Origin of the sequence: Bradyrhizobium sp. Arg816, from assembly GCF_029989365.1 — a bacterium.
GTDB lineage: Bacteria > Pseudomonadota > Alphaproteobacteria > Rhizobiales > Xanthobacteraceae > Bradyrhizobium.
Window position 1 is genome coordinate 263,571 of record NZ_JAPRAQ010000005.1, and the last position, 13,097, is coordinate 276,667.

At 59.8% G+C, this 13,097-nt stretch carries 11 protein-coding genes and 4 pseudogenes; 2 read left to right on the forward strand and 13 right to left on the reverse strand.

Annotation, left to right across the window (positions count from 1 at the left end):
• Positions 1-439: 439 nt before the first annotated feature.
• The 7 genes and pseudogenes from OWC48_RS15235 to OWC48_RS15265 all read right to left on the reverse strand — a co-directional run bounded on the left by OWC48_RS15235 (position 440) and on the right by OWC48_RS15265 (position 5,138).
• Positions 440-838, reverse strand: coding sequence for a hypothetical protein (locus OWC48_RS15235; protein WP_282520722.1), 399 nt, complete (start codon positions 836-838; stop codon positions 440-442).
• Positions 839-1,556: 718 nt separating this feature from the next.
• Positions 1,557-2,050: pseudogene (locus OWC48_RS15240) on the reverse strand (DUF3788 domain-containing protein).
• 458 nt (positions 2,051-2,508) lie between these two features.
• The gene (locus OWC48_RS47550; RefSeq protein WP_306664319.1) at positions 2,509-2,838 is read right to left on the reverse strand and encodes an FMN-dependent NADH-azoreductase; all 330 of its coding nucleotides are present in this window, start codon (positions 2,836-2,838) and stop codon (positions 2,509-2,511) included.
• Between the two features lie 44 nt (positions 2,839-2,882).
• A pseudogene (locus tag OWC48_RS15250) lies at positions 2,883-3,101 on the reverse strand (carboxymuconolactone decarboxylase family protein); the annotation flags it as partial.
• Positions 3,102-3,880: 779 nt separating this feature from the next.
• On the reverse strand, positions 3,881-4,414 hold the full coding sequence (locus OWC48_RS15255; RefSeq protein ID WP_282520723.1) for a cytochrome b: 534 nt from the start codon (positions 4,412-4,414) through the stop codon (positions 3,881-3,883).
• A 21-nt stretch (positions 4,415-4,435) separates the two neighbouring features.
• Positions 4,436-4,696, reverse strand: a complete 261-nt coding sequence (locus OWC48_RS15260; RefSeq protein WP_282520724.1) for a hypothetical protein — start codon at positions 4,694-4,696, stop codon at positions 4,436-4,438.
• A 40-nt stretch (positions 4,697-4,736) separates the two neighbouring features.
• Positions 4,737-5,138 carry a hypothetical protein gene (locus OWC48_RS15265; RefSeq protein ID WP_282520725.1) on the reverse strand — a complete coding sequence of 134 codons (402 nt, stop codon included), beginning with the start codon at positions 5,136-5,138 and terminating at the stop codon, positions 4,737-4,739.
• Positions 5,139-5,510: 372 nt separating this feature from the next.
• Here OWC48_RS15265 and OWC48_RS15270 point away from each other — a divergent pair.
• Positions 5,511-5,915: pseudogene (locus OWC48_RS15270) on the forward strand (transposase); the annotation flags it as partial.
• A 24-nt stretch (positions 5,916-5,939) separates the two neighbouring features.
• Here OWC48_RS15270 and OWC48_RS15275 read toward each other — a convergent pair.
• The 6 genes from OWC48_RS15275 to OWC48_RS15305 form a co-directional block, all read right to left on the reverse strand.
• Positions 5,940-6,359: a cupin domain-containing protein gene (locus tag OWC48_RS15275; RefSeq protein ID WP_282520726.1), complete on the reverse strand. Its 420-nt coding sequence runs from the start codon at positions 6,357-6,359 to the stop codon at positions 5,940-5,942.
• Between the two features lie 47 nt (positions 6,360-6,406).
• Positions 6,407-7,708 carry a hypothetical protein gene (locus OWC48_RS15280; RefSeq protein WP_306664350.1) on the reverse strand — a complete coding sequence of 434 codons (1,302 nt, stop codon included), beginning with the start codon at positions 7,706-7,708 and terminating at the stop codon, positions 6,407-6,409.
• Between the two features lie 103 nt (positions 7,709-7,811).
• The gene (locus OWC48_RS15290; RefSeq protein WP_282520728.1) at positions 7,812-8,729 is read right to left on the reverse strand and encodes an NADP-dependent oxidoreductase; all 918 of its coding nucleotides are present in this window, start codon (positions 8,727-8,729) and stop codon (positions 7,812-7,814) included.
• A 65-nt stretch (positions 8,730-8,794) separates the two neighbouring features.
• The gene (locus OWC48_RS15295) at positions 8,795-9,712 is read right to left on the reverse strand and encodes an NADP-dependent oxidoreductase (protein WP_282520881.1); all 918 of its coding nucleotides are present in this window, start codon (positions 9,710-9,712) and stop codon (positions 8,795-8,797) included.
• A gap of 466 nt (positions 9,713-10,178) precedes the next feature.
• Positions 10,179-10,724 (reverse strand): carboxymuconolactone decarboxylase family protein, encoded by a 546-nt coding sequence (locus tag OWC48_RS15300; protein ID WP_282520729.1) that lies wholly within the window; start codon positions 10,722-10,724, stop codon positions 10,179-10,181.
• A gap of 35 nt (positions 10,725-10,759) precedes the next feature.
• A complete protein-coding gene (locus OWC48_RS15305) occupies positions 10,760-11,395 on the reverse strand; it encodes a nitroreductase family protein (protein ID WP_282520730.1) in 636 nt (211 codons plus the stop codon).
• A gap of 575 nt (positions 11,396-11,970) precedes the next feature.
• Here OWC48_RS15305 and OWC48_RS15310 point away from each other — a divergent pair.
• A pseudogene (locus OWC48_RS15310) lies at positions 11,971-12,296 on the forward strand (endopeptidase La); the annotation flags it as partial.
• Between the last annotated feature and the right edge of the window lie 801 nt (positions 12,297-13,097).

The window sequence follows — 13,097 nt, forward strand, 5'->3', positions numbered from 1 at the left end:
CCCGACGATGTTTGCTCGGATGACGCAAGTGCTCCGTCACAGCCGAACTAGCCCCTCGACGAACCGCGGCCGAAAATGCTCGACGTTGGGAAGACCTCGTCGAAGGCTTTTGCCTTTTCAAAGTCGCGCTTAGTCCATTGGGGTTATCGTTTCAGCACGTATATCGCTGGCGTACAGCGATCCACAGCGACCGTTCACTTTTCACCTTCCGATCGGACTATTCGCGGGAAAAAGCCCGGAGCTCGCTTTGAGCCCCGGGTAGTCGGGGGAGGAAACGCCCGTGGCGTTGGTGCCATTCACTTGCCATCAGTCAGTCCGCCGGCACCAAGCGGGAGCTCAAAGTGGTTCAGTTCATCGTCGGGACCGAGAACTCCATTCGCGGCACACTCCTCGCCCATCAATTCAACCTCAAGCAGCCCTCTCGACGCTGGCGCCGCTTTTAGCCGGCTACGCGACTGTTCAACCGCACACGCGCGATTGGCTGCTCAGGCGCGTTAAAGACTGACGTCGTTAGCAGAACAGCGGCAGCGAGGATCCAGTAATACCAGGCGTCGAGCTTGAAAAAGTTGAAGGCGAACGGGGCGATGATGAACACCACGCCGACGGCGCGATCGACCCAAAGGTGCAGCCAGTAAGGAATGATGCGGACGAGCCCGGTGGCATGGTCGGTCAGGGCGGCCAAGAGTAGCGCGGCGACACCGACAACAACCGAAAGCCACGTTGCGACGGGCCCGCTCTGACCGAGCTTCAGCCAGAACGGAGCTGCAATCAAGACGATAGCGATTGGATAATCGATTAGGTAGGCGTGGATAGACTTACTGATGAAACGGAACGACATCGGCGACTCCTACGCGCTTGGTTGCTCGAGCGGGTCCTTGCGACGCGGAGACTGCAGCCGACTAAGACGACGATCACGCCGCCCTGTGCTGGCTAGCACTCAGTAGAACCGCGACGGGTCAGCCCCGGTTAGAGGCACAGAAAGGCTATACCGATACCCTAAGCATTAGAAATTCCCGGTCGTCATTGTTTCCATTCCACACGCCCGGCGCCATAGATGCAGGCTGGTGTGGCGTCGAGCAATTGACCACCGGTCAAAGAGCAAAGTGAACTTCAACCGCACGCGGCGACGATGCGTTAGTGTCCGGATGTCGAGGTCGGAACGACTCGGGAACATCGTCCGGACCGTGCTATACGTCATCCGCTTCATTTCTGGGCACCCTAAGCAGGTTCGCGACGGTCGCTCTGCGTTAAAAAATTCGCGCAGCGAACCCCGAGGGAGGCTCGTGGTGGGCGTACGAGAACGGCAAAAGCGCACGGGTACTGTGGGCATTCATGATGCGCGTGAATAACTCGAACTCATTCTTACGATCTAGCGCATCTTGGACGGATGGGGCATTTGGCGCGCCAACGCATTCGAAGGTGGCTCAGGAGATGACCAGACTCTGCGGAAGCTCGGCGAGTGCTCGTTTAAAGCAGCTGGCCTAACATCAGCTGCTTTGGGAAATGGTCGCGTTCCTCGGAGCCATCGCGCGGCGAACCCAGCATATTTGTGAACTTCAGTCGCGCGACAGTGGCGGGCGCTTCATAACGAGAAGCTCCGTCACATCGTGCAGATCATCCGCCGATGAGATGGCAACTGTCAGCCACTTTCCGTCGATGTATGTTTTGGCTTCGTCATAGAGCTTGACCAAGTGCGGACGCCAGACATAACGCCTCTCCTCAAACGTTTCTCGCTCAGCTCCACCCATGACCACCACGGCCCAAAACAGTCGGTATTCCTGCACCAAGGTGCAGAACGCCCTGGTCTTCTTGTAGCGCAAGGACCAACCGCGGTTTCTGCCACCGTAAAGCCAGTCCGGCTCGAAAACTCCAGGGTAGAATTCGACGATCCAGTTCCGCAGCTCGGTCCAATACCCGAACGCCTCTGGTCCGATCCACTCGCGAACGCGCCGTCACTGGGCGGTGCTGATTTGTCGGTGATCCTGTCGCCGATTCTGGGAAACGTCACGCCATCGACGGCTGCTACTCTCGTTCCTATAGGTAAAATCATCGAAAGACCTCGAGTTTATAGTCCGGCGGAGGCCGGAGGTGATGCGGGTGTGCCAAGCGCTTGCGGCGCGCCCTTAGGGAGCTCCTGGTCCGACGCTCTCCGCAGCAGGGTGTGTATGCCTCGCGATACGGTCTACCGGTGCCTGAGAGCATTGCAGGGCAACCATGCGCGCCTCGAAGCTCTCCCATGACAGTCAGATCGAGAGCGGCGAGCGCTTTCTCCCTCGCCAATGGAGCTTGCTCTCGGTCGAGGAACGCGGTGGCCTCTAGGGGGATAAATTGCTGGGTCCTCAGCCCAATGGATCTAAGTGTTAGCGACAGATAAGGCGTGAGGAAGTCCGGCTGGTTGGCTCGGTCTCCAGTAAAGACGCCGCCAGAGGCGACGCCGATGAACACCGGACGATCCTGGAGCATTCCCACCTTTCCGGTGGGCGTCGACATCATCGTGCGACCGACGCGCTAGATTTGATCGATCCACGCTTTGAGAACCGAGGGAATAGTGAAGTTGTGCATAGGCGTTCCGATGACAACAACATCGGCCGCTTCAACTTCCCGGATAAGCGCTTCGGAAACATCCAGAGAACCCTTCGGCGGGGCGGCTAACGTGGCGGGCGACGCCAACGCGGCGGCATAGTCAGCCACGGTATGGGGCAAGGATTCGAACCCTAAATCACGCCGGGTAATGCTCGCCCCGGGCTCCACCTCAAGAAGCTTTTCGACGATCGCGGCCGAAAGCTCACGGCTATGCGATTCTCGACGCGGACTGCTATCAATATGGAGAATGTGCATGTGATCGATCCCAATGGCTTCGAGAAGTTGCGACAGGACAAAGCTCAGATCGAACCGGCCGGCGTCACGGCGGGAAAGTCCTTCACGGGATCGAATACGTTGTTGAAAAAGTTCGTCAGCGAGTACATGGCGACTAGCGCGACGATCTCAATAACATTCGCATCCGTGTAGCCGGCATCGCGGACGGCTTTCACATCGGCATCGCCGACCTTGCCGCGGGTGTCGATGACTTTACGCGCGAACTGCACGGCGGCGTCCCGCTTCGTGAGATGTCAGTTTTTGCGATAAACCGATAACCTGCCAGTCGATTTAACCGCTCGATTTCCAGCTGGTTGTGCGATCGAGCGCCCGCCCGCCCTTTGGCGTCTGGCGAGACACGGAAATGCTCGACGGACTACTCTAGAACAGTTTGTCGAGTTCCGGAGCATGTGCGTCTAGAAAGTTCGCTAGGTCAAAGGCTGTAACGGGATGGATAGCCGAAAATGTTCGACGGGCTGAACCTCGTTTTGACGCGTTGTAGATCGCCGACCGCGAGGGTTGCTTCTGGTCGGACAAATAGTCAAAGGAGTTTTCTGCGAAAAACCGAGCTATCTGCTCCATATGAAAGGGAGGCGGCAGATTTTCTGGTAGAAACCAATCCGCAGCAAATCTTCCTTTAGCGACATCGATGTGGTCTCACCAGTTTGCTAGAATTCAAGGAGGTCATCACCCGCTTCCGCTTTAGCGTGCCATCACTTTCAGGTGTTCGTCGACAATCGCTGCCGTCACGTCAGTCGGATAGTACAACGGTGCCGCGCCTCCCGGTCGTGAATAAGCGCTTCTACTGCCGCAGGCCCGACCGTTGAGCATCAGATCGTCCGGGCAAGCGCATGGGTGACCCGTGGCGTGGTACCGATCTCGACTTGCCTTGATAATGATAGCCGCTATGGCCGCCGCAGTAAGCGCAACTTCGACCTTACGCGTTGTCATGCAAACCTTATCAGTGGCTAACGCGACTGGCATTGGTGGCAAACACCTTGCCGCAGTAGTTCGGACTAATCATTCATGCGCCCGGAGCCATCGACTGAAAGACTTCGTCGCGCAGATAGAAGTGGTGGAAGAGAGCCGCGGCTGCATGCACACCGGCAACCCAGAGGATGGCGCTTCCGAGGGTAGTGTGTATTTCCATGATCAGTTGCCCCAGTCCATGCGCCTTCGTTATCTGGGGGGCAATGTCGAATCCGGGAAGGGTGACGGGAATCCCCTCGAACCAGGTACCGAGCACCGCCGTTGCTGGAATCGCGATGAGGAGTGCATAAAGCGCGAAGTGGACGACCTTCGCCGCCGCAGCCATCCATCGCGGCATCGGTTGCTTCGCGGGCGCGCTGTCGATCAGCCGCCATAGCAGCCGCAGTACGACGACAATGAAGACGAGCACCCCGAGCGTCTCGTGAATCCTACGGAGCCCATCCGCGGCGCCGGAATAGAGCGAATAGCCGTCACCCTTGCTCAGCACAAAGGCGGCGAGAACCAGCACGACGGTCAGCCAATGGAGGGCCTGGGCGCCCGCGCCGTAGCGAGAGGAAGTGCTGCGCAAACCGATTACCTAACTCCGATCTTAAGCCCGCCGCAGCGGTCGATGAACTGTGGCGGCGGGTCGCCAGAAATCAAATAGCGGCGCCAAGTGCCGGATGTTGAGCAGCGAATGATTGACCTCGAATGCAAGGATCGACGGCAGCACAGCGCCGCTCTTGCTTTCTTGAGCGCCTGCGGGTGCAGCCCGCCCGACAGCACTCTCCGTCACGCCGCCAATTTCGGCAGCTCCGAGACCCATAAGTAGCTTGAGTCGCAGCATCGAGAATCGAACATCGTCGGTCAAGGGGTTTTCTCCTTTCCACGCTCTAAGATGGAACCGATCCTCACATGGCAGTCCGCGTGTCGAGGTTCGCTCGCTGGGCGGCGCTCACCTCGGGCGTGTTGAGAACTGAGGTCGTCTGCAAAACCGCAACGACGAGAACCCAGTGATACCCGGCGTCAAGCCCAGTGAAATGGAAAGCGGAGGTGGCAGTGATGGAGACCACACCCAATGCGCGGTCCATCCAGAGATGCAGCCAGTAACTGATGACCCAGACGAGCCCCGTCAGGTGATCCGTGAGTGCCGGCAGCAGCAGTGCCGTAACACGGGTCACCATCGAAAGCCACAGCGCGACAGAACTGCTCTTGCCTAGCTTCAGCAGAAATGGCGCGACCATCAAAACGAAGGCGACGGGATAGTCGATTAGGTAAGTGCGGATAGAGTTGGTGATGAAGCGAAAGGGCATGGGGTAACTCCTGCATGCTGGGCTGCTCGATCGAGTTCTTTGGACATCGAGAGTAGGGCCTGCGCACACGAGCGGTGGATCGACCGCGTTGTGATCGAGTGGCTACCCGTGCTGCCACCAAGTGTCGATGTGATGTATAGTGAGGGTATTCGCGTCTGAGCGCCGTTAGAAATGGCGGATCGTTATCGTTTTCATTCTCTCCGGCGCGCGCGTCTGAAGCTTTCAGACGCCAACGACCCCCGCGCAGGAGGTCAGAGCAAGCGCGCGAGTAGAAATCTCTTCCATTCGAACGCTCCCGGTTTGTCCATCCAAACTGATGCCAACCTAGATGCCGTAATGGGCCCAGCTCCGAGCAAAGGGTGATGATGGTGGCTGGAGGAGGCGAAGGTCGCGAGCGAACCCGACGCCTTAGTTGAATTTTTTAAGACACTTGGCTTTGCGGTGAAGCGGATCGGGCTGGAGGCTAGGCCATTGTCGCAATGGCTGCATGCGGGGCTAAAAGGAGCAGGATACGAAACGGTTCTGCTGGAAACGCGGCATGTAAAGGCCGCATTATCTGCGATGACAGTCAAGACGGATCGCAAGGATGCGCGCGGGCTCGCCCAGTTGATCCGGATGGGTTGGTTCCGGCCGGTACACGCAAAGTCGGTCGATGCGCAGGAGATCCGGGCACTCCTGATCGCACGCAAACAGCTTCTTGGGCGGCTGATCGATGTGGAATTGAGTATCCGCGGGATATTGCGTGGCTTTGGGCTGAAGGTTGACCCGGTCACGCGGAAGAATTGCATTCCGTCTGAAGGCTTACTTGATGGACGTGGTCAGAGGGTTGTGATTGGTGTCGAGGACGAAGATAGCGAGCAGCTTTGCCGGCTCGGTCTTGCTCGCGTTGCGGCTGATCGAATGGATAGCGCCGGGCGGTTCGGACCAGCTCTCGCCTGCCAGATAGATTCGCGTCTCACCGTCATTCACCTTCGACTCAATCGCGCCCGAAATCACATAGGCGTAGATGAAAGCCGACTTCGCGTGGGTGTGGGGCACGGAGGCCGCGCCGGGCGCGTAATCGACTTCCACGGCGATTAGCGACTTGCCAGGGATATTGGGAATGGCCGCCTCGAAGTTCTTCGTGGCGGTTTCCGCTTCGCTATCATGGACGTTGATTGGGCCGGCCATCGAGAAGGCGGGGGCGACGCGGGTGGCGGCGATAACGGTTCGGAACTTCATGGGTTTTCTCCTGTTGCCTAGGTTGGTCTTCGTTCTTCATTCGCGAGTCACGAAGCCAAAACACCGATCCTGACGACGCACATTCCCGCGATGATCGCGGCCGCGACGATGGCGCTCATCGCGACGCAGACATCCCAAAGGCGATCGGCATTACGTTGATCGACGCCATGCGCGATCAGCACCACTCTCAGCCCTGAAGCAAGGTGGCTCAGGACGAAGAAGACGCCGAGCGCGTAGTGAGGCAGTAGACGGATATTCCATGCGTCATGAATGAGCCCAGTCGGGGCTCCGATCGCGAAATTCCAATCTGTCGGTTTGCCGAGGAAGCTTCGCGCGTAGACGAAGACCGAGTTCATGTGGCCGAGAATGAACAGTGATAGATAGGCTCCCGAAGCGACCTGGTAGGTCCGCTGGAAGTCATGCGCTGCAGCGCTCCAGTGCCATGCCAGAAAGAGGCCAGTGCCGATCTGGAAAAGCATGGCCGCCACCAATAACGGTTCACCTACGGCAGAGCGATAAACCAGGCGTCCGATCTTCATAACGGCTGCATGCGCATCCGGCCCTATCAAGCCGAACAGATGATTGGTAAGATGAAATACCACGTATAGGCACAGGACGGCGGCCGTTACCCCGTGGACAACCCGCCAATCTCCGACTGCAGGCATAGCTGCAGCGACCGGATCTCGGGCAGACTGCGACCAGATCGCGATTGCGAGCCAAATCGCACACCAGACGACCTCGTCGGGAATGGGGCTTTTGATCAAGACCTGGACAACCCCGAGAAAGACATAGAGTGTTGGTGACATTACGCTGGCATAGGCGAGGCGTCTTGAACCGGGATTCGACGTGAGACGGCATGCCAGAGCGATCCCAAGAAACGGCACGACGAACGCAACGACCAGGATGAAGGTCGCGCTGGCGATTGCGAGCGGTGGCGGGCTTACGGCCTGCGTGCTGACGACGGCATGAAAAGCCTTGAGCAGAAATGGATAACAAATCGCCGCCGCTGCGGGAACCACAGCCAAATAGTCAAGGCGATTGTCAAGAGGCGTCCTGCGATTCTGCGGGCGAACAAATGCTTCCATCACAAATCTATAGAGCCACAATAAAGAAACCGGCGTACGAGACGATTTCCAAGACAGGTGTGAAGACTTGCCTTCGCGTATTGCGTTACGATCGTGCATCGATTCTTTATTGTTCGATGACCACATAAACTCACACTTTCTCAAAGACACAGCGCCTGGCCGCAACCGAACCTGGCTTCGGTCATGCCGAACACGTCGCGCAATACCCAAAGCGGGGGTGTCGCCGTCGACATCGACATCATGAGGTTTGCCGTTGATCTTCAACGTGAATGCTATGGGTGCCTCTTTTTGGCAGGGAGCTGACAGGATGCGGCTGGCCGACCTGGACAGCGCCGGCCGGCTGCGTGCATCAATGGGCGTGCGTCGCTCAGGAACGAACGCGGATGATCGTCTTCCCCTTGCGTCGCTCGGTCGGGTTTAGGGCGGCAACGGCGTCGTCGAGGGTCGAGACGTTGCCTATGTTCGTCCGCAGTCGTCCATCCCGCACCCGCTGGACGATCTCACTCAGTTGGGCACGATCGGACTCGACGACGAAGTCGACCGCGGAGCCGTCGTCGGGCCGTGCTTCGACCGGCCCGACGATGGACACCAGCGTTCCTCCGGCTCGAACCAGGCCTGCGGACCGCTTCCCGATGTCGCCGCCGATGCCATCGATCACCAGATCGACACCGCCGACGTCTTCCAGGACGTCGTTGTCGAGGTCGACGAACTCCTTCGCGCCGGATTCGAGCACCTTCTGACGGTCGGCGGCGCGTCCGGTGCCGATGACGTAGGCGCCGAACTCTCGTGCGAGCTGCGTCACCATAGAACCGACTGCGCCCGCCGCGCCGTGCATGAGTATGCTCTGCCCCGCCTGAAGGCGGCCATGCGGGAACAGCCCCTGCCACGCGGTGAGGCCCGAGATTGGCAGACTCGCGCCCACCGTGAAGTCGACGTCGCCCGGGAGTGGCGCGAGGTTGCGTGCCTCGATGGCTACATACTCCGCCAGGGTGCCGTCGCGATACCAGTCGGCGAGGCCGAACACGCGCTGTCCCACCGACAGCCCCGTCGTGCCGTAGCCGAGAGCGGCGACCACTCCGGCCAGCTCGTGGCCGGGGATCGACGGTGTTCGATCACGGTCGAGGCGATCGGTCCAGGTCGAGGGCCACTCCAGCTCAGTCGGCACGAATCCCGACGCATGAACCTGAACGACGACGTCGTTTATTGCCGCCTGCGGCTCAGGCCGCTCCACCAGCTTCATCCCTGTCGTTCCCGCAGCCGGGTCCGTTACCACGATTGCTTTCATGTGAATTGTCTCCATGGGTGATTGTTCTTCTTGGTGGAAATGTTGCTTGGATGAGCGCATGTCGCTCACGGACGAACGCGGATGATCGTCTTCCCCTTGCGTCGCCCGGCCCGGTTGAAGGCGGCGACGGCATCGTCGAGGGGCGAGACGGTGCCGATGTTCGTCCGCAATCGCCCGTCCCGCACGCGCCGGATGATCTCACTCAATTGGGCGCGATCGGACACGACAACAAAGTCGATCGTCAGGCCGTCGGCGGGCCGTGCCTCGGTCGGCCCGGCGATCGTCACCAGCGTTCCTCCGGCTCGGATCACGGCTGCGGACCGCTTCGCGATGTCGCCGCCGAAGACATCGAACACCAGATGGACTCCGCCGACGTCTTCCAGGGCGTCGTTCTCGAGGTCGACGAACTCCTGCGCGCCGAAGTCGAGCACCGTCTGACGGTGGGCAGCGCGTCCGGTACCGATGACGTAGGCGCCGGCCTCACGTGCGAGCTGGGTTACCACCGAACCGACTGCGCCGGCCGCGCCGTGCACGAGGACGCTCTGCCCCGCCTGAAGGCGGCCGTGCCCGAACAGTCCCTGCCACGCGGTCAGGCCCGGCATCGCCACGCTCGCACCCACCGTGAAGTCGACGTCGCCCGGCAGCGGCGCGAGGTTGCGTGCCTCGACGGCCACATGCTCCGCCAGGGTGCCGCCGCGATACGAATCTGTAAGGCCGAACACCCGCTGTCCCACCGACAGCCCCGTCGTGCCATAGCCGAGGGCGGTGACCACACCAGCCAGCTCTTGCCCGGGAATCACCGGCGTCCGGTCACGGCCGAGGCGATCGATCCAGGTCGAGGGCCATGACAGCTCATCCCAGGTGAATCCCGACGCATGAACCTGAACGCGGACGTCGTTTATAGCTGGCTGCGGCTCGGGTCGCTCCGCCAGCTTCATCCCGACCGTTCCCGCAGTTTGGTCCGTTACCACGATCGCCTTCATCATCTACCGCCCGATGTGTGGGATGTCGTCATTTCCCTTTTGCGCATGAGCGAAAATAGAACGGTGAAGATCGATGATCCAATGACCTTCGGCTATGGAATCGATGCCGCCAACTCGGTGTGCAAAAATCAGCGGTGCGGAATAAACGTCTGCTTCTCACGCCAAAGGGCCGCCGTCATATTGATGATCTACCGCTCGGCCCCCTTGGCTTGGAAAAAATCTCATTGAGGGGCTTCGATTTTGCCATTCGATCCTCCGGAGATGCATATGGTTTTACATGCTCGACCGCGGAGACAATCGTGGAACCCTGATGTGGTGCTAAATTACCCTAGCCTTGCCGGTACATCCGAAAAGCCCAGACGCGTTCCCGAGAATCGTGCCTGGGTGCATCTAGGCTTTGACGTCAAGCCCGCGTCACACGACCCCTCTGAGCACTCTCGGAGAAAGTCGATGCGACCGGATAGAGTCAGATCGGGCCAACCCGTGTAACGGCGGGAAAGTCATTTTCAGGATCGAACACGTTATTGAAAAAATTCGTTAGGGAGTACATAGCCACCAGCGCGACGATCTCCATGACATTCGCATCCGTGTAGCCTGCATCACGAACGGCTTTCAGATCGGCGTCACTGACCTTGCCGCGGGTCTCGATCACTTTGCGCGCAAACTGGATGGCGGCGTCCCGCTTCGGGTCGATGGCATGGCCCTTCCGAGCGAGAATGATTTCATCTGCCGGCAGCTTGGCCATATGCTCGGCGGTAAAGCTGTGAACCGACAGGCAGTAGTCGCAGCCATTCATTTCGGAGACAGCGAGGCCGATGCTGTCACGGGTCTTCACGTCGAGCGCCTTGCTCAAGGAGCCGAGCAGGGCGGCCCACGCGTTGAACGCGATCGAGCTCTGCGCGAATGTCGCTATCATATTTGGGGTGAACCCGATGTTCTTGGTGAACGCATCGAGAGTCGGTTTACTATCGGCCGGCACTTGTTCCGGCTTTAGAGCTGCATTTCTTGGCATCATAGTCTTTCGTAAGCTACGGGCTTTACTAATGCTTATACGAGATCCAGCACGTCGGCGACCGGACGGCGCGGCTTCTGCGCCCAGTTTCCCGGACGCTCCGGCCCCACGGACAACAACATGACCGGCACTTCGTCCTCGGCCAGTCTGAACTCGCGGTGCACCGCTTCGGCATCGAAACCGATCATCGGCGTCGAACCCAGGCCCAGCGAGCGGGCCGCATAAATCATTGCCGCCGCGCCAAACGTGCCGGTGCGTACTGCCTCGTCGCGCTGGCGCTGCGGGTACTCCATGTACAGATCGCGTGCAGGGATTTCCCATTCCGACACCATGTTCGCCTGCATGATGCCCGCTTCCACTAGCGGTGCCAGACGCTCCGGTACTACGGTGGAATCGGCCAACTGGCCGCAGACGATGAAGGTAACGGCTGCTTCGGTGATCGCGGGCTGATCCCAAGCGATCGGACGCAACCGAGCCTTGGCTTCAGGCGAGCGTGCGGCGATGAAGCGCCAGTTCTGCAGGTGGAAGGATGTCGGCGCGGCGGTGCCGATTCGCACGAGCTCGCGGATTTGGTCGTCGCTCAAGCTGGCGGCAGGGTCGTAGTACTTGGCGGCGCTGCGGCTCAGGATACACTCTATAACGGCGTTGGTGATGGTGGTTCCGTTGGTCATGATGATTCCTATGGGTGAAGGGATAGGTTAAGATACGAAAGTGCTTTCGCGTCTTTTTGCTGAAAATGCCGCGGCGATGGGGCCCGTTCGGCGTCTAATGGCAACGCCATGGGTAATTTCCGAAAGCGAAGGCAGAACAGTGTGACCTCGTTTCGAGAACTGCTCGGTGCAGGGCGGCGGCTTGACCAAGTGACGCATCAGCGAACACACGTTCGCGGTCGGACCGACTGGAGCCGCTTCGCTGCTCTACGCGAGCGCCACCACGGTGGCCGCGACTAGCGAGACCGCAACAGCTGGGCCGACGGTCTCTGGTGATTTCATTGGGGGCTCCTTTGTTGCCCGCGCACGGCACCGTGGCTCCGCGCAATGGCTTCATTCAAAGTCGAGGCGGCCGCGTGTTCGGCCGACCCAGTGAACCTCACGATCGGACGCAGCCGGCGAAATTTGAAATTCCGTTTTGGCATGCATTCGATAAGCGTGGGGCATCGTCGCTCAAAAGCGCTGTGCGCGTGCCTCCCGGCGGTCCGCGGTCAACCATCGAGGCCGTGCCGAATTCGGACCGGGCGGCGTAGCTGAAGGAAAAGCAGGAGATCCTGGAGTCGGTCGACCTCGTCGCGTGCATGGACAAGGTCGCGCGGCTTCTCGCCGTGCGCATAGAGGTCCTGCGCCTCAGCAACGAGATCGGCCGCCAGAACCAAGGCGACGCTCGACGAGCGGCAGCGCAAGGCAGTTTTCCGAGCAGGCGACGATCCAGCGCGAGCTGGGCGAGGGGGGACGGCAAGCCCAGGAGGTCGCGGAGCTGGCTTCGGCGATCGCGACAGCGAACATGCCGGAGGAGGCAAAATGCCACGCGCTGAAGGAGCTCCAGTGTTACGAGCGCATGCCCGAGGGCGCCGCCGAACAACACCCTTTACCCCTTCCTCCGTCGAGGCGGCAACTCGATATCACGGAGTAGTTTTATTGACGCTGCCTAAGCCGGTGAGATTCCGTTCCGTTGGGTTTCCCCCAATTTCTCCCGGGCTCTCGCTATCCGAATCGGGCTAGCGGCAATCGCTGCATTGTATTTGAGCTTCTGGCTCTCGCGCGAAGCGCCGTCGACGGCGATTGTGACAATTGCAATTGTCGTCGAACCAAATCGTGGCTAGGCCCTCGAGAAGGTGGTCTTTCGCGTGATCGCGACTGCCATCGGGGTCGCAGTTTCGATTGCAAGAACGGCGTTCTTCTCCCAAACGCGCGATCTTCCTGCTGATAGCGTATGCCGGCTGAATAGGCCTATGCGTGTCGGCAAGCCGGAACGGCTCGGTCAGCACGCGGTGCTGCGATCCCTCGCTGTCAAACGCGAGGCCCTCTGCGCAGTGACCGACCTCAACTATCCCGCCCTCGAATCCGGTGAACGAGTGCCCAGGTAGGTCTCGACCGACACTGGGGCAGGGTCGCGGTGGGCTGGCCGGATCGGATTTTGCGCGAGCTGGCGGAGGATGTCCGTGAGCAGGAGCTCTTGGTGCTGCTGCTCGTGGTGGCTTCCGAGCTCGATCAGCTCAGCGACCTCCCAGGGTTGGCCGTGGGCCAAGCTGGCGACTGCCTGGTCGACTCCGCCCGGTATGCCTAGACTTCGTCCAAGGACGCGGCTGCCGCGCTCGTAGGAATTAAACAGGAACGTGAACCGCTCATCGAACGGTCCGTAGCCCTTCGGGTGGGCGAG

Excerpts from the sequence above, each read along its gene's own strand:
- OWC48_RS15235 (WP_282520722.1), bottom strand. The coding sequence starts at position 838 with ATGTCGTTCCGTTTCATCAGTAAGTCTATCCACGCCTACCTAATCGAT.
- OWC48_RS47550 (WP_306664319.1), bottom strand. The coding sequence starts at position 2,838 with ATGCACATTCTCCATATTGATAGCAGTCCGCGTCGAGAATCGCATAGC.
- OWC48_RS15265 (WP_282520725.1), bottom strand. The coding sequence starts at position 5,138 with ATGCCCTTTCGCTTCATCACCAACTCTATCCGCACTTACCTAATCGAC.
- OWC48_RS15275 (WP_282520726.1), bottom strand. The coding sequence starts at position 6,359 with ATGAAGTTCCGAACCGTTATCGCCGCCACCCGCGTCGCCCCCGCCTTC.
- OWC48_RS15290 (WP_282520728.1), bottom strand. The coding sequence starts at position 8,729 with ATGAAAGCAATCGTGGTAACGGACCCGGCTGCGGGAACGACAGGGATG.
- OWC48_RS15295 (WP_282520881.1), bottom strand. The coding sequence starts at position 9,712 with ATGAAGGCGATCGTGGTAACGGACCAAACTGCGGGAACGGTCGGGATG.
- OWC48_RS15300 (WP_282520729.1), bottom strand. The coding sequence starts at position 10,724 with ATGCCAAGAAATGCAGCTCTAAAGCCGGAACAAGTGCCGGCCGATAGT.
- OWC48_RS15305 (WP_282520730.1), bottom strand. The coding sequence starts at position 11,395 with ATGACCAACGGAACCACCATCACCAACGCCGTTATAGAGTGTATCCTG.